Below are 15927 nucleotides of genomic sequence, written 5' to 3' on the forward strand. Positions count from 1 at the left end.
GGCGTACTGACGCTCCCAGTGCGCCGCTGACAGGCAGATCGAACCCGCCCCCGACCCGACAGAACCGGTCATCCCGGCCGCCTGACAAACCTCGCGCGGGCGCTCACGGCGGCGAACCTGACACCACCCGACACGCCCTGTCCCGGTCTGACAAGCGCTCGTGGTGTCAGGTCGGGCTGCCCCAATTGAGGTCTCGGCCTTCGCACAGGGCGAGGCGCTTGCGTCGAAGGGGACATCACCATGGCAACGACCACCCGCACGAGGACGGCCGTCACGGCGCTGACCACCGCCGAGAAGGCATTCGAGCTGCTGACCTGCGAACCCGAGCCGCTGGTGTTCGACGCCCGCCCGGTGCCGGGTCTGCCGGACACGACGATGCCGCTGGACGAGCTGCGCAAGCTGCTGGTGTACGAGCGCCACGACAGCGACACCACTGACGAGCTGTGGCGGCAGCTGGCCCACCACGCCCGCGAACGGGGACCGGCCTGGGTTGTCGGCGCGATCGGCGTGGCGCTGCCCGCGCTGACGCACCTCGCGGCCAAGATCAGCCGCGGCAACCCCCGTCACGCCGACGACGTGGACTCCGAAGTTTTGGCCGGGTTCCTCCAGGCACTACGCACGGCGGCCCTGACCCCGCCGCGGGTTTGGCTGCGGCTGTGCTGGGCGGCCTGGCGCGCCGGAGCCGCGGTGGCCAAGAGGGACGACGGTGAGCAGCTGCCCCTGGACCTGTCCAGCGGATCGCGCTCGCCGAAAATGCCCTACGGGCACCCGGACCTGCTGCTCGGCCGAGCGGCCGCGGCTGGCCTGATCTCGGCCGAAGCCGCCGAGCTGATCAGCGCGACCCGGTTTGGTGACGCGTTGATCGAGCAGATTGCCGGCGAGAAGGGGTTGAGCGCGGCTGTCCTTCGCATGCGTAGGAGGAGAGCCGAGCGGGTCGTGGCCGCAGCCGTCACGCGAGGCGACCTGTCCGGCCCGATCCGCTCGCCGGGCCGCCTGGATGCCGCCGTCGCGGCCTGAGGTGCCGCTCGGTCGGCACACCGGCCGGGGCCCGTAGGTGGACGAGGTGATCGCCGACCACCGGTCGGCGATCGGGCCTCGTCTGCGCTCCGAATTCGCCTGGCCACGACCGCCTACGCCGGATAGCCAAGAGCCTGCGAGTCACCCGCTGGCACTGTCGACGGCAGGCAACGCACGCGCCTCGTCGCACTTGTGCTGGCCGGTTCTGTCGCCAGGCCCCTTGCGCTGCGGCTGCATCATCAAGCCATGGACCTTGATAAGTCGGACGCCGGCCACGCAAGGTCGCTGGTGCCCGAGCCGGCGATGGTTCGCGACATCGAGCATGTCCGTTGGGTGGGATGCCTCAACCCCCATGAGGTGACCGGAACGCTGCCTATCGCCAACCCCGTCAACCAGCACGAGTACAAGCCCTCGTACGTCCGCCAAGGCGATGAGCTGGTGTGTTACGTCGCCGGCCCGGATGTGCGGGACCAGGTGCAGCAGGCGTGGACGCGGCTCGACTACGGCCAGCTCAACACCGTCGCCGACGACTCCCACGCGGCGCTGACGCAACTGCGGAACGCCGTGAGCGGTGGCCTGGCGAAGCTGAGGAGAAGGCCGGCTACCGTGCTGTACGCCAGGCTGGACAGCTTCGTCATCGTCAAGCACGCTTTGGCGTTGATCGCGCGGCGCACGGGGACGGCCGATGACGTCACCTCGGTGCTGGCCTCCTTCGAATCGAAGCGTCTTGCCGCACGGTTCCGACTCGATCCGCCGGACACGGCTGGCGTTGAAGAACTGGTCTCCGACGGATTCGTGCGGATGGCCCTGGTGCGCGATCTCGATCTGCTGGTGGTCAACCTTCCGTGGGGGAAGGCGATCTCGCGTGCGCTCGCTGAGACCGTCGGCCCTCTTGGGAGCAGCATGCTGGTCGTCGGCGGGGCAGGAGCGTGTTCTTCTGGTCCCGCCGTGGAGTCGGTGTTCTGCGCGCGGGAGGTCGTAGCGGCGGGTGTGCCGTTCAGATCGATCGAGAACGTGCTCGCCGACTCCGCCAGACGGCTGGGCATTGACATCTCGGAGGGCCGGCTGGAGTCGATCCCGCGGTCGATGCTCACGCCGAGCGACGCCGAGGCGGACGTCGTTGAGACGGAGTCCGCCTTCATGCTGCCGTCATTCGGCGCCGACTGCACGGTGGGCGTCATGCACTATGTGATGGACAATGCGGGGGCAGGGCTGCCGCTGTCTCGCACCTACTACGACCAGACGTGGCTGTCTTCGCTGGTGCGGCAGCGGCAGCGGGCGAAGCATCTGTGCTACGCGGCCGTGTTGGAGCACTGCGGCGCCGACGGCAAGGAGTTGTTGAGGGCATGAGACTGCGGCCGAGGCGGGCCCAGTCCGCCGATGCGACGACGCACCAGTTGGGATCGGCCAACGATGTCGTCATCGACGCCCAGGCGTTCCTACGGTCGGTGTCCGCGAAGGCGCAGCGGAACAAGCGCCGAGCAAGGCTGTTCTCATACCTGACCGCGGCTGCCACGTCGACAATCCCCGCGATCGTGGGCCTCGCGGACACGCCGGTGTGGCTCAAGTTGACCACCCTCGCAATCGCGCTGGTCATGATCTGGGCGTCCGTCAGCTTGGAGCTTGATCGGCCGCACGAACGGTGGGCGCTGTACCGGCGGTATCAGCGGCTGCTTGAGCTCGAGAGCACCCGGTTCCAGCACGAACTCGCCCCCTACAACGACCTCGACCTTGACAAACGGCGGCGCCTACTCGCCGAGCGGCTGTGCGACATAGAGGAAAGGCTGCACAACGACTGGGAAATGCTCATGCCGGACCCAGGCGACATCGCCCTCGTCACCGGACGGCTGAGGTCGACGTCGTGACCGCGCCGCTGCGGTTGGTCAACGCCATCGATGGTTTCACCGGACAGTGGTGGCCCTTGTCGAACTACTACGTCTGGCCGATCGTCGTCGACGGCACCACCTACGCAAGCTCCGAGCACTATTACCAAAGCGCCAAGGCCACGACCGAGGATGATTGGGCCTGGATCCGGGCTGCGGCGACTCCCGACGAGTCGAAGCAACGGGCTCGAACTGTGCAACGCCGGCCCGACTGGGACACCACCCGCGTAACGGTGATGCGGCGCGCTCTGGCCGCGAAGTTCCTGCCCGACAACCATCCCGGCTCCGTGCTGCTGGCCACCGGAACGGCGACGCTGCTCGAGTCGAACGACTGGGGCGACGACGACTGGGGCGTCTGCGACGGGGTCGGCGCCAACCTGCTCGGTGTCCTGCTCATGGAGCGTCGCGGAGTCATCCGACCACTTGAATCTGAACCACGAGCCTTCGAAGGGCACGACTGACCGAGTGGCCGGCACCGTCACCCTCAGCCTGAAGCAGGCGTGCGGCTCCCCTGAGGACTGACCCGTGGCTCCGGCATCAATTGCCGGCCAGGGTTGGCCGGCCTACGTACTGCAGGGCTGCGGTTCGCGCCAGAAGAGGCTCAGCGCATGTTCCATGAGCATCCCCGACGTGCCGCTGCGCGACCGTTCCCACCCCCGGTCCCCGGGGTGGTGTTTGTGGGTGGCCGCCAACCATGCCTACGGCCTGTTTCATAACTCGGTGGAGTTGTGAGACAGCGCCCTTCTCGGGCGTCCGCGCCTTGCCTCGCTGACCGATCCGGTCAGGGTGTGACAGCCGGCCGCCGAGTTCATCAGACCTGACAGCCGAGATCTGAGCGGTGCATGTCATCCACGGCATGTCCGCCCGGTGGGGATCCACCCGGCAAGGCCATCGGTCCGGCATGACTGGCTCGGCGTACTGACACCCCCTTCGTCACCTGCAAGGGAGGAGCGCCCCCACCGGCCGCCACTGGTCTCTGCCGCGATCCCCACCGCGGCGGCCCCACACTTACGTGGAGCGCCGCAATGCACAAGACCGTTTCGGTTCTTTTCGACCTCGCCGCCACCGCACCGCCGGTAGCGGCGCCGAAGAGCATCAACGACGTCATCGCCGGTATCACCGGCTGGGTCATGGGGATCATCGCGTTGGTCGCGACGATGTTCCTGGTCATCGGCGGCCTGCGCTACATCGCCGCCGGCGGTGACCCGGCCCAGGTCGAGCAGGCGAAGGGCAACGTCAAGTCCGCGCTGATCGGCTACGCCCTGGCGGTGCTGGCCCCGGTGATCCTGCAGGTGCTGCAGGGCATCCTCGGCGGCTGAGGCGGCGGTCATGGTCGACTGGATGATGAACGGCCTGGTCAGCTGGCTCGCCGAAAAGGTCGTCGACCTTCTCGGCGGCCTGCTGGCCTTCCTGGCCTCCTCCATTTTTGTGTCGCCGGATGTCACCGTCCTGCCTCAGGTGACCTCGATCGCCGACAAGAGCGCCCTGGTGGTCGGCGCCTGCTTCATTCTCGCGATCATCGCCGTGGGCGTCGCCGCGATGGTCGGCGACTCGGTCGAGGTGCGCTACGGCATCAAGGAGTTACTCCCCCGGCTCGTCGTCGGGTTCGTCCTGTCCGCGTTCGCGGTCCCGCTGACCGGCGTGCTCATCGACATCGCCAACGCGATGACGGTGTCGTTGACCGGTACCTCCGCGCCGACCACCGAGGCCGTCACCTTCGTGCGGGCGCGCCTGGCCTCGGCGATGACCGATCAAAGTTCCGCCCTGCTGATGACCATCATCGGGCTGCTCATCGTCGTGTTGATGTTCATGCTCGTCGGCACCTGGCTGATGCGCATCGGGGTGCTGGTCGTCCTGGCCGGAATCGCGCCGGTGGCCCTCGCGTGCTACGCCACCCCGTGGACACAAGGCGCCGCGCAGCTGTGGTGGCGCGCCCTCCTCGGCTGCCTGGCCACACCAGCCCTGCAGGCGGTCGCGTTCTCCGCCGGCATCGGCCTGCTGATCGACCCGAAGTCGAACCTGCCGATCGTGCTCGGCCTGCCCGGCTCAGACGCGCTGAACCTCATGCTCGTCATCGTCGTGCTCTGGGTCACGATCAAGATCCCGGGGATGGTGCGGCGTTACGCGACCCGGGCGGGGTCGCCGAACGCGGGCGGGGTTCTGCTGCGCGCGGTGTTCATCCAGGGCGTCACCCGCTACATGCCGATCGGCCGGATCGGGCGTACCGCCATGCGAGGTGGGCGATGACCCACGAGGACACCACGCCGCGGGCCGTCGTCTCGGCCAACGTCAACGAGGCCGACCGCATCGCGTTCGGGCTCACCTTCCGGCAGCTCGGCATCATCGGTGGTGTCGGTCTCGCCGGGTTCGGTCTCTACCGCGCCTTCGGTCCCCTGCTGCCGCCGGCGGCGTGGGTCGTCGCCGCGGTCATCGTGTTCGCGGTCGCGATCGTGGTGGCGCTCGGTCGCCGTGACGGCCTGCCCCTGGACGTGTGGCTACGGCACGGGTTCGCCCTGTCCCGTAGCCCGCGCACGCTCACCCCGGGCACGGCGCGAGCCAGCTCGGTCGGCGTCGTGGCCGGCAAGCCGAGGGTCCCGGCGCCGCTGCGCTCTCCGGTCACGAAGGTCAGCCCGACCGGAGTCCTCACCAGCGAGGGCAGCGACAGGGTGCTGATCGCCTGCGGCACCACGAATATCCACCTGCGCACCGGTAGTGAGCAGGGTGCGCTGCTGGACGGGCTCGGCCGTTTCCTCAACAGCCTGACGGGGCCGGCGCAGATCGTCGTTGCCGCGCAGCGGCACGACCTGAGCGCCTACGCGCAGGCAACCGTGGACCACGCGCCGCGCCTGCCCCACCCGGCGCTGCAGGCGGCCGCCACCGACTACGCCGACTTCCTGCTCGACGTCGACAACCAGCGGGACCCGCTGCGCCGCCAGGTACTGGCCGTCGTCACCGGCACCCGCGCCGCCGAGGGCGCCGTACGCGCCCTGTCCGGGCTCGGTGTTGAAGCCACCGCGCTGGACGGGCCCGCCGTCGCTGCGGCGCTCGCGACCGCAGTCGATCCGTTCTCTGCCCCGCCGCCTGGCCCCCGCGCGGTGCCCGGCGCCCCGATCACCCTCCGGAGCACCTCGTGAACCTGTTGAAGCCCAAAAGGAGCGTCGCGGCCGGGGACGGCATGCCCTCCCCCGCCGCTCTGTCGGTCACCCCGTCACACGTGCAGGTCGGCGACGGATACGCCGCCACCTACGCCGTCTGCGGCTACCCCGCCGAGGTCGGCCCCGCCTGGCTCGACCCGCTGCTGTCCTACCCCGGACGGGTCGACGTCGCCGTGCACCTGGACCCGGTGCCACCGCAACTGGCCGCGCCGATGCTCAAGCGCCAACGCGCCCGCCTCGAATCCTCCCGCCGCCTCGACGCCGACCAGGGCCGCCTGGGCGACCCTATGGTGGAGGCGGCAGCGGCGGATGCCGCCGACCTCGCCGAACGCGTCGCCCGAGGGGCGGCGAAGCTGTTTGAGGTCGGCATCTACGTCACCATCCACGCCCGCACCCTCGACGAACTTGCCACCGTCACCGCCGGCGTGAAGTCCGCCGCCGCATCAGTGCTCCTGGACCTGCAGCCGGCGACCTTCCGCCAGCAGCAGGGCTGGATCTCCACCCTGCCGGTCGGCGTGGACCCGCTACGGATGCGCCGCATCCTCGACACCACCGCCCTCGCCGCGGCGTTCCCCCTCGCCTCGGCCGACCTCGCCGCCCCCTCGCCCGGCACGCTCGCCCCGCCCGAGGGCGTGCTCTACGGAGTCAACACCACCAGCAACGGCGTGCTCGTCTGGAACCGGTGGGCGCAGGACAACCACAACAGCGTCGTCCTGGCCCGCTCCGGTGCCGGAAAGTCGTACTTCGTCAAGCTGGAAGTCCTGCGCAACCTCTACCAGGGCACAACCGTCAGCGTGATCGACCCCGAGGACGAGTACGCGCCCCTCGCCGAGCACGTCGGGGGCACCGTCGTGCAGCTCGGCCAACCGGGCGTGCGCATCAACCCCCTCGACCTGCCCGCCGACAACCGGCCCGACACGCTGACCCGCCGCGGGCTGTACCTGCACACCCTGATCTCGGTCATGCTCGGGGCGACCCCGCCGCCGGCCGAACGAGCCGCCCTCGATCGGGCCATCACCGCCACCTACAACCGGGCCGGGATCAACGGCGACCCGACCACCTGGACGAAACCGGCGCCGCTGTTGCGGGACCTGGCCGAGGTACTGGCCGCTGACGATGACCCGGCCGCCGGGCAGCTCGCCGCGCGGCTCGCCCCGTGGACGGTCGGGAACTTCGCCAGCCTGTTCGACGGGCCGACCACCACCGCGCCGCGCGGGCACCTGGTGGTGTGGTCGCTGCGGCACCTGCCCGATGAGCTGCGCACCGTGGGCACGCTGCTGGCCCTGGATTCGATCTGGTCGGGCATCGACACTCCCACCACCCGCCGGCGGCAGCTCGTGGTGGTGGACGAGGCATGGTTGCTGATGCGCGACGGGGAAGGCGCACGGTTCCTGTTCCGGATGGCCAAGGCCGCCCGCAAGCGGTCCGCTGGGCTGTGCGTCATAACCCAGGACGCGGCCGACGTGTTGTCGACCGACCTCGGCCTCGCTGTGGTGTCCAACGCCGCGACCCAGGTGCTGATGCGCCAGAGCACGCAATCCATCGACACCGTTGCCGAGGCGTTCAATCTGACCGCCGGGGAGTCGCGGCTGCTGCTGTCGGCGCCGCGCGGGGAGGGCCTGCTCGTCGCTGGCCGCAGCCGGATTCCGTTCCGCGCTCTCGGGTCGGCCGCCGAGCACAGAATCGCCGTGACCGGCCTCGGGGAGCAGGCATGACGACCCCTGCGACCTGGCCCGCCGAACTCTGGCACTGGATCGTCGCCCGGCCGTGGCTCGGCGTCCTCGCCGCCGCCGCGGTCCTCGGCACGGTCGTCGCCCACGATCAGGTCCTCGCCTGGCGGCACCGACGGTTCACCGCCGGCGCGCGGTGGCTGACCATCGCCGCCCCGCCCGAGGTCACCGCCGAGGCCGCCGCCGCGTTCTGGACCACCCTCACCGGCGTGCTGACGCCGCCGGTGTGGCGGCAGCGCCTGTTCGGCATCCCGCACGTCGGGTGGGAGTACACCTGGAGCGGCCGTGCCCTGACCATCCGGGTCTGGGTGCCCGGCATGGTGGCGACCGGCGCGGTCGAGGCCGCGGTCCGCGCGGCGTGGCCCGCCGCCACCCTGACCGTCGCCGACGCCGCCGCCCCGATCCCACCGGCGGTGGGTGAGCAGGTGGGTGGGGCGCACTGGCCGCAGCGCACCGACGTGCTGCCGCTGCGCAGCGACCACGACGCCGACCCACTGCGGGCGTTGCTCGCCGCCGGCGCGCAGGTCCGCCACCGTGAGCACGCGTGTGTGCAGATCCTGGCCCGCCCGGCACCTCCCCGCCGCGTGCGCGCCGCCCGTCGGGCGGCGGCGGCCACCAGCAGCCATCCCCACGGGCGGCCCGACGTGGCCGCCCGCGCTGTTGCCGGTGCAGCCCGGCTGGCCGTCGAGCCCCTGCTGTGGCTGCTGGACGTGTTCACGCCCGGCTCGCCCCGACCGCGCACCCCGGCACAGGGCCGGGCGGTCGAGCGGGACCCGGTGGCCGGCGCCGACGCCCGCACGGTCGTGGACAAGGCCGTGCGGGTGCCGCACTTCGAGGTCGCGGTGCGGTTCGCCGTGGCGGCCGAGGCGGACAAGACACCATCGGGCACGCAGCGGGCCGCGCAGATCCGCTCGCGTCTGCTCGGCCTGCGGCACACCGTCGCCTCGGCCGCCGCCACCTACACCGGCCCGAACCGGCTGCGGGGCATGAGAATGCCGCGGCCGGTGGCCACCCTCGCCGGGCGCAGGCTGCGGCGCGGGTTCCTGGCCACCGTGCCGGAGTTGGCTGCTCTCGCCGCGCTGCCGCAGGACCTCGCCGTGCCGGGCCTCGATCGGGCGCGGGCCAAGGCCGTGCCGGCGCCTGTGCAGGTGCCCTCCGGCGGCCGGGGCGTGAAGGTGCTCGGCCGCTCGCAGATCGGCCACCACAGCGTCGGCCTGCGGGTGACTGATGCCCGGCAGCACGTGCACCTGGTCGGCAAGACCGGCGTCGGCAAGTCCACGTTGCTGCTGAACATGATCCTCGCCGACATTCATGCCGGCCGTGGGACGGTGGTCATCGACCCGCGGGGGGACCTGATCACCGACATTCTCGACCGGCTTCCCGAGTCGTATGCGAAGAAGATCGCGCTCATCGACCCGGACCAGGAGAACCCGGCCTGCTTCAACCCCCTCGACGACGGCGGTGATCGGCATTTGGCGGTGGACAACCTGGTGGGGATCTTCGCGAAGATCTTCCAGGGTCAGTGGGGTCCGCGGATGGACGACACGATGCGAGTGGCGTGCCTGACGCTGATGCGGCACGCGAAACCGACCCTGAGCCTGGTGCCGTCGCTGTTGCAGGACCGCCAGTTCCGGGCCAGGTTCACCCACGGCCTGGACGACCCGGACGGGCTCGGCGGGTTCTGGCTCTGGTACGACGGCATCAATGAGCAGTTCCGCGGCCAGGTCATCGCCCCCGTCCTCGCCAGGCTGAGAGCGTTTCTTCTGCGGGATTTCGTCAAGAGCGTCATCGGCAACGCCCACAGTTCCTTCGACATGGGCGCGATCCTCGACGGCGGGGTGCTGCTGTGCCGGCTACCCAAGGGCATCCTCGGCGAGGAGACCAGCCGCATCCTCGGCTCGCTGATCGTCGCTCGGGTGTGGCAGGCCGCCATCGCCCGCGCCACCGTCCCCGAGGACCAGCGGAAAGACGCCTGCCTCTACCTGGATGAGTGTCAGAATTTCCTGACGTTGCCGGGCAGCGTCGGGGACATGCTGGCCGAGGCGCGCGGGTTCCGGCTCGGGCTGGTGCTGGCCCACCAGGACCTGGCACAGCTACCGAAAGACGTGGCGGCGGCGCTGTCGGCCAACGCCCGGTCGAAGCTGTTCTTCACCGTCGACCCGGCTGACGCGCGCGAGCTGTCCCGGCACACCAAACCCGAGCTGGACGAGCACGATCTGGCCCACCTCGACGTCTACACCGCCGCCGCCCGGCTGCTGGTCGGCAACCGGGAGCTGCCCGGGTTCACTTTCGTGACGAACCCGCCGCCGCCGGTGGTGGGTGAGGCAACCGCGATCCGGCAGGCGTGCGCCAGCGCTCACCGCCGCGCGGCCGGTGAGCCGCCGATGCAGCAGCTCGCCCGCACGGCAATGAAGCGACGGATGACCGATCGCGAGCGCTGACATCCGGGCTGGCGCGGTTGGTGCCTCGGTTGGGTGCGGCATCGGGGGCTCGTTTGGGGGTGTCCGCGACACGAGTCCCCATGCGAGCCCTCTCAAGCCAGCCTGTCATGTGCCTGAGCTGCCGAAACCTTTCCGGGAACAGGCCCGGACGCAAGGCCAAAGTATCCAGACTCCCTACGGGATTCTCTCTCCACCGGGGTGAACCATCTATGCCGCAATCGCGCTCTGCCGGCCTGCTGGCCATCTACCCGCACATCACCACCCGTGACCGTCAACTGCTCCAACTCCTCGACGACCACCAGGTCCTCACCACCGACCAGATCCACCGCATGCTGTTCCACGCCCGCCGGACCTGCCAGATCCGCCTCGGCGAACTGGCCGCCCTGGGTCTGCTGGACCGGTTCCGGTTCGCCCGCGCCGGAGGCGGCAGCCAGCCATGGCACTGGACGCTCGGCCACCAGGGGCACCGCTTCCAAGCCGCCGCCCACCAGCGGCCCGAGCCCACCCTGCGGGCGAGCCGGCAGATCACGCACCGGCTGTCGGCCAACCCGCACCTGACCCACCTGCTCACCGCCAACGAGTTCTTCGTCCGCCTCACCGCGCACGCCCGCCGGCGCCCCGAGGAGCGGCTGGACCGGTGGTGGTCGGAGACGACCACCACAAGACAGTTCCGGACGATCACCGCCGACGGGCACGGCCTGTGGAGCGTCGCCGACACCACGGTGGGGTTCTTCCTGGAAGCCGACACCGGCACCGAACCCTTGGGTCGGGTGGTGGCCAAGCTCGGCCGGTACGCGCAGCTTACCGGGCGCGGCGGCCCCCGCTACCCGGTGTTGTTCTGGCTCGGCAGTGAGCAACGCGAAGAACACCTCCACCAGCTCCTGCACACCCGAGGCGACGACGTGCCGGCCGCGACCGCCACCGGCGACGGCGATCCCGCCGAAGCGGTCTGGCTCCCGGTCGGCGCCACCAGCAGAGTCCGGCTCACCGACCTGCCCAGCGACCACGGGCAGCCCGTAGCGGACAACCCGAACTACGACGACGGCGTCTTCGTGCTCTGACAGACCCTGACAGCGGCGCGGCTGTTCCTGTCAGCGCAGGTCACCGGCATGGCCGTGATGTCGGACCGGGCTTGTGCTGTCAGGTCACGAAGCTACGGTGCAGGCTCACTTCTCTATTGCTCGCACCGCCGCCCGTCTGTCCTCCCCGGATCTGCCCGCGCCGCGGGATCACCGACAGCCCACCCTTGTGTGGTCGGCTCGCGATCCCCGCCCCGCAGCCACTTTCACGGCAGCTTCCCCGGCTCAGACGCCGCGATCCGGCGACACCACCGCGCGCCCATTCATGCCCGTTCCTTTACGAAGGGAGCACTGTGTCATGCCCACCCCCAGGCCGCTCACCGTTCAGGTCGTCACCGTCTGCTTCACCGCCGGCGAAGACGCCGACTGGTTCGCCGCCTCGGAGAAAGTCCACGATCATCTGCACGCTCACGGCACCCCCGTCCGCCGCTACCACGTCCGTCACCGCCGGCTCATCGGCTGGCTGACCCGCTTCTTCGGCTACCACCTGCTCGACGCCGCCCGCCGATTCGGCGCGGTCACCATGGCCGCCGGAGGCCGCAAGAGCCGCCTCGACCTGACCGGCACCGCCGCGAAAGCCGCCCACGGCGCCGCCCGACGATGGCGCGCCTGGAACGCGCACATCGGCGCCACCACCAGGCCCGCCCGCCCGTGGGAGGACTACCTCTCCCAGCACCTCGCCGACCCGGCCAAGGTCACGCTGAACGAGGCCCGCCGCCGCTTCGAGCAGCAACCCCGAGTCCTGGCGATGCTCGCCCACTCGTTCGACCCCTACGAGCTGCCCGTCTACCAAGCCGGTGAAGGCACCTACGTCGGGCTCTACTGGCGCATCGCGCTGATCGGCGACGCGCTGATCACCACCGACGGCCGGCTACTCATCGCGGCCAGCGCCTCGGTCGCCGACCGGTTCCGCTTCCTCAACGAAGCATGCGCCTACCTGCGCAGCCTGCGCTCCGACGCACGACTGTGCGCCGTCGCCATCGGCTGAACCTCTATCGCCTGAATGCACGGAGGACCGGTCGCAGCCCCGCTGCGACCGGTCCTCGGCATGCCCGCAACCCTGAGGCCCGCAAAGGAGACTCCCGATGTTCCTGACCGATCCTGCGCTTCGACGCATCGCCGCCGACACCAACGACGTCCTACCCGAGCAGCTGTGGCGCCACGACACCGCGAACCTCGAACCGATCGGCGACCTCGCCCGCGTCCTGCACAAGACCGCCCGCGAGTTCACCGACAACACCACCAGCCTCGACCAGGCCCTCACCCGCGTGGGTGTGCTCGCCGACACGGCCCGGCAACAACTGGCCGCCCGCGCCGACCTGCACATGGCCGGCTACCACCAAGCCCTCACCGACGCGCTCACCGCCCGCGAGCGGCACACCGTCCTCGGGGCCGGACTCGTCATCGCCTACCGCGCCTGGCGCAACCACCGGCCCATCGGCGACGGCGGCCAGCGGCACCTGCTCCTGCAGCGCAGCGACCCGTCAGGTGGCGTGGCGACGCTGCGGCTCAAAGATCCGCACACCTGGCTGGTGGTGCCCGACGCCGAGGCCGCCAGCGCCTTTGACATCCCCTACCCGGATCGGGTCGTCGGCGAGGTCACCGAGACCGACCAGGGGTGGGCGCCGACCGCGTACACCGACCCGCAGCATCTGCACATCAAGGCCGGCATGGCGTATCCGCTGCCGATGTGTGACGAGCTCGCCTCGGCCTGCCGGTCGCTGCTGCGCTGGTGGCACCTGCGCCACTCCGACGCCTGGCACAGCCGCACCCCCGCCCAGCTCACCCCGGCCGAACTCGCCCACCTCGCCACTTAGCACTGCACCACAACGCGATCGGTCACCGGGTCGCGCTGACAACCGGGTCGCGCCCTCAACCAGCACTCCGCCGCCCCATCCCGGCCGCGGCACCCCGTCCCCGGGCCGCGGGCGGCGGCACGATGGCAACCCCGGGACACGCGCCGGGTCGTCCCGGCCACACCGACTCCCGCTGCAAGCATCAGCTCGCCGTCGACCAGCCGCGTACGTCGTCCGACCTGGAGGTCGGTACGGACAGCTGCGCCTGCCCCAGGTTGACGCCGGGACTTACCGCCACCCCACCAAGGCAGGCCCTACATCCTGCAGCCGGCGGCCGCCAAGCCCACCGACTCCGGCCGCTTCGCCGCACCCCCACTGCTCCGAGACCACCGGGCCGCAACCCACCAGCACGCAGCACGGCAGCACACCGCTGTGGGCGCCTGCCGCTGACCGCTGCCCCGCGACCCGGCGCACCACCGCCCGGCACAACACCGCGCCGGGCATCCCCAACCCCACGTTCCCAAGGAGGGAACCCGATGGAAAACCTGTCCCTGACACCTGCCACGCGGGCCGTCCTCGATGCCCTGACAGCTCTCGGCCAGGGCAACGTCCACGAACTGGCCGACAAGTCGGGCAAGGCCCGCTCGACCACCGACAAGGCGATCAAAACGCTGGCCGACGCCGGGATGATCGTCGCAGTGGACAGCGACGCCGACTCCGCGGAAGGCACGCCGACCCAGTGGACCCTCGCGACCCCGGCCACCGACGCCGTGCCCGGCGACGTCGCCGACCGCGGCGACCGACACACGGCCGGCGCGGACGAGACCGAGCAGCCCGCCGACCCGGACACCGTCGACGCGGCCGACGAGCCGGCCACCGGCGACACCGAACCGACCGACCACCCGGGCAACGACACCGACGGCGACGACGCCCACCAGGAGACCGACGAAGCGGCGAACGAGACCGACCGAATCGACGCCAGCGACGAGGTCTCGCACGACGCCGACAACGGCAACAAGGGCGGCGAGGCCCGAACAGTCACCGTTGTGCAGCCGACGCGTCCCGGTGACCGCAAGGTCATGGCGATCAAAGGCGTACTGGCCGACTACGGCGACGGCGGCGCGACCCTCGACGTGATCGTGGCAGAGAGCGGCATCGGTCACGTCACCGCCGCCCGCCTGCTCACCGTGATGGAGCAGGCCGACGCCGCCCGACGGCGGCCCGACCTGCCCGAGCGGTGGATCCCGGGTCCGACCAAGGCAAGCGAGGTCGACCCGAACCCGGAACCGCCCCGCTGCCCGCTCTGCCTTCACGTCATCCGTGGGGTGGCGAACACGCCGAGCGCCACGGCCACGGTGCTGCCGCTGATCCGGCCGGACGGCACCCTGCATGTCGTCGGCCCGGACGGCGAGACCCACGTCGTGGCTCTGCCCACCCGCCCAGGCCCCCGTACACCGGGCGCCGTGGGCCGGCGCAGCGACGTGACCGTCAACGCCGACGGCAGCCAACCGTTCGGCCGGGGCGAGCTGGAGAAGCTCACCCTCGACGTCCTTGCCGCCACCCCCGGCACGGCGATGACCCCGCAGGACATCGCCACCGCCATCGGCGGGCAACTCGGCCGCACGGTCAGCTCCGGGGCGGTGCGCAACAACTGCACCAAGGCCGCCGCTGCCGGCCGCATCCTCCTGGTCTCGGACACGCCGCTGACTTTCGCCTACCCGACGCAGGCCACCGGCGCCAAGCAGTCCTGACTCACCAGTCCATCGCGGGGGCCGAGCCGTGCGCTCGGCCCCCGCAACCCCTATGAACAGGAGAAGCCCGTGCCGCACGAACTGGAGACGTTCGCGGACGGAACGACCGCCTTCGCCAGCGCCCGCCTATCGGCCTGGCACCAGCTCGGCACCGTCACCCAGGACACGATGAAGGCCGAGGAGATCATGGCCGCCGCCCGGCTCGGCGACTGGGGTGTGCGCACCATCCGCACCGTCGGCATCGACATCGTCGATGGGGTTGAGGTGCAGATCCCGGCCGACGACAAGCGGATGACCGTGCGCCGCAATCCGGTCACCGGCGTCACCGAGTACCTGGGCATTGTCGGCACCGACTACACGGTTGTCCAGAACGAGCAGTGCGCCGAGATGCTGGATCGCCTCGTCGATCAGGTGGGTGGCGCCCACTTCGAGACCGCCGGCAGTCTGCGCCGCGGCAAGAGCGTGTTCGTGACCATGAAGCTGCCCGACGCGATGGAGATCGCCGGGGTGGACCGCCTGGACATCTACCTGATCGGCACCACCTCCCACGACGGGACCGCCGCGCTGCGGGTGGACGCCAGTCCCATCAGAGTGGTCTGTGCAAATACCCAACGCGCCGCCTTCGCCAATTCGGTCGGGCACTACACGTTCCGGCACACCTCCAACGTCAACTCCCAGATCAGCCAGGCTCGTGAGGCCCTGGGTCTGATGTGGAAGTACATGGAAACCTTCGAGAAGGCCGCCGAGCGGATGCTGCAGACCGAACTGACCATGCGCGAGTTCGAGAACGTGGTGGCGCAGGTGTGGCCGGTCAAGGACAACGCCTCCGAGCAGACCCGCAACAACGCCAAACAACGCCTCGGCACGCTCAAGTACCTGATCCGCGAGGCCGACACCCAGAAGGCCATCACCGGCAGCCGATGGGCCGGATACCAGGCGATCACCGAGTACCTCGACCACTACCAGCCTGCCAAGAACGCCATCGTCCGCGCCAACCGGGTCCTCACCGGCAACGTCGGCGACCTGAAGGTGGCCGCCTTCGACTTGCTCAAGGTCTGACCGCCCCCTTCCTCAC

General features: G+C 70.5%; 14 protein-coding genes. All 14 read left to right on the plus strand.

Annotated features, from left to right (window positions below; translation table 11 throughout):
- The first annotated feature begins 240 nt into the window (after positions 1–240).
- The 14 genes from AC0OLQ_RS24570 (at position 241) to AC0OLQ_RS24635 (ending at position 15911) form a co-directional block, all read left to right on the plus strand.
- A complete protein-coding gene (locus AC0OLQ_RS24570) occupies positions 241–1017 on the plus strand; it encodes a hypothetical protein (protein WP_484528240.1) in 777 nt (258 codons plus the stop codon).
- Positions 1018–1263: 246 nt separating this feature from the next.
- The gene (locus AC0OLQ_RS24575) at positions 1264–2367 is read left to right on the plus strand and encodes a hypothetical protein (RefSeq protein ID WP_484528241.1); all 1104 of its coding nucleotides are present in this window, start codon (positions 1264–1266) and stop codon (positions 2365–2367) included.
- Positions 2364–2882: a DUF4231 domain-containing protein gene (locus AC0OLQ_RS24580; RefSeq protein ID WP_484528242.1), complete on the plus strand. Its 519-nt coding sequence runs from the start codon at positions 2364–2366 to the stop codon at positions 2880–2882. Before AC0OLQ_RS24575 ends, AC0OLQ_RS24580 begins: the two co-directional genes overlap by 4 nt.
- Entirely contained in the window at positions 2879–3361 is a 483-nt protein-coding gene (ybiA, locus tag AC0OLQ_RS24585; protein ID WP_484528243.1) for a riboflavin biosynthesis intermediates N-glycosidase, read from the plus strand. Before AC0OLQ_RS24580 ends, ybiA begins: the two co-directional genes overlap by 4 nt.
- Before the next feature lie 564 nt (positions 3362–3925).
- A complete protein-coding gene (locus tag AC0OLQ_RS24590) occupies positions 3926–4219 on the plus strand; it encodes a pilin (protein WP_484528244.1) in 294 nt (97 codons plus the stop codon).
- A gap of 10 nt (positions 4220–4229) precedes the next feature.
- Positions 4230–5147 (plus strand): conjugal transfer protein TrbL family protein, encoded by a 918-nt coding sequence (locus AC0OLQ_RS24595; protein WP_484528245.1) that lies wholly within the window; start codon positions 4230–4232, stop codon positions 5145–5147.
- On the plus strand, positions 5144–6034 hold the full coding sequence (locus tag AC0OLQ_RS24600) for a PrgI family protein (protein ID WP_484528246.1): 891 nt from the start codon (positions 5144–5146) through the stop codon (positions 6032–6034). The genes AC0OLQ_RS24595 and AC0OLQ_RS24600 overlap by 4 nt, the downstream gene beginning before the upstream one ends.
- A gap of 41 nt (positions 6035–6075) precedes the next feature.
- Positions 6076–7770, plus strand: a complete 1695-nt coding sequence (locus AC0OLQ_RS24605; protein WP_484532417.1) for a VirB4 family type IV secretion system protein — start codon at positions 6076–6078, stop codon at positions 7768–7770.
- The gene (locus AC0OLQ_RS24610; protein WP_484528247.1) at positions 7767–10226 is read left to right on the plus strand and encodes a type IV secretion system DNA-binding domain-containing protein; all 2460 of its coding nucleotides are present in this window, start codon (positions 7767–7769) and stop codon (positions 10224–10226) included. Before AC0OLQ_RS24605 ends, AC0OLQ_RS24610 begins: the two co-directional genes overlap by 4 nt.
- Positions 10227–10435: 209 nt before the next feature.
- Positions 10436–11287, plus strand: coding sequence for a replication-relaxation family protein (locus tag AC0OLQ_RS24615; protein WP_484528248.1), 852 nt, complete (start codon positions 10436–10438; stop codon positions 11285–11287).
- A gap of 316 nt (positions 11288–11603) precedes the next feature.
- Complete coding sequence (locus tag AC0OLQ_RS24620) at positions 11604–12293, plus strand: hypothetical protein (RefSeq protein WP_484528249.1); 690 nt, start codon at positions 11604–11606, stop codon at positions 12291–12293.
- Positions 12294–12390: 97 nt separating this feature from the next.
- Positions 12391–13122 (plus strand): hypothetical protein, encoded by a 732-nt coding sequence (locus tag AC0OLQ_RS24625; protein ID WP_484528250.1) that lies wholly within the window; start codon positions 12391–12393, stop codon positions 13120–13122.
- A 515-nt stretch (positions 13123–13637) separates the two neighbouring features.
- On the plus strand, positions 13638–14852 hold the full coding sequence (locus AC0OLQ_RS24630) for a MarR family transcriptional regulator (RefSeq protein ID WP_484528251.1): 1215 nt from the start codon (positions 13638–13640) through the stop codon (positions 14850–14852).
- Positions 14853–14921: 69 nt separating this feature from the next.
- Positions 14922–15911 carry a DUF932 domain-containing protein gene (locus tag AC0OLQ_RS24635; RefSeq protein WP_484528252.1) on the plus strand — a complete coding sequence of 330 codons (990 nt, stop codon included), beginning with the start codon at positions 14922–14924 and terminating at the stop codon, positions 15909–15911.
- The last annotated feature ends 16 nt before the right edge of the window (positions 15912–15927 follow it).

The sequence above is a fragment of the Micromonospora sp. Utrum1 genome, from assembly GCF_057197805.1.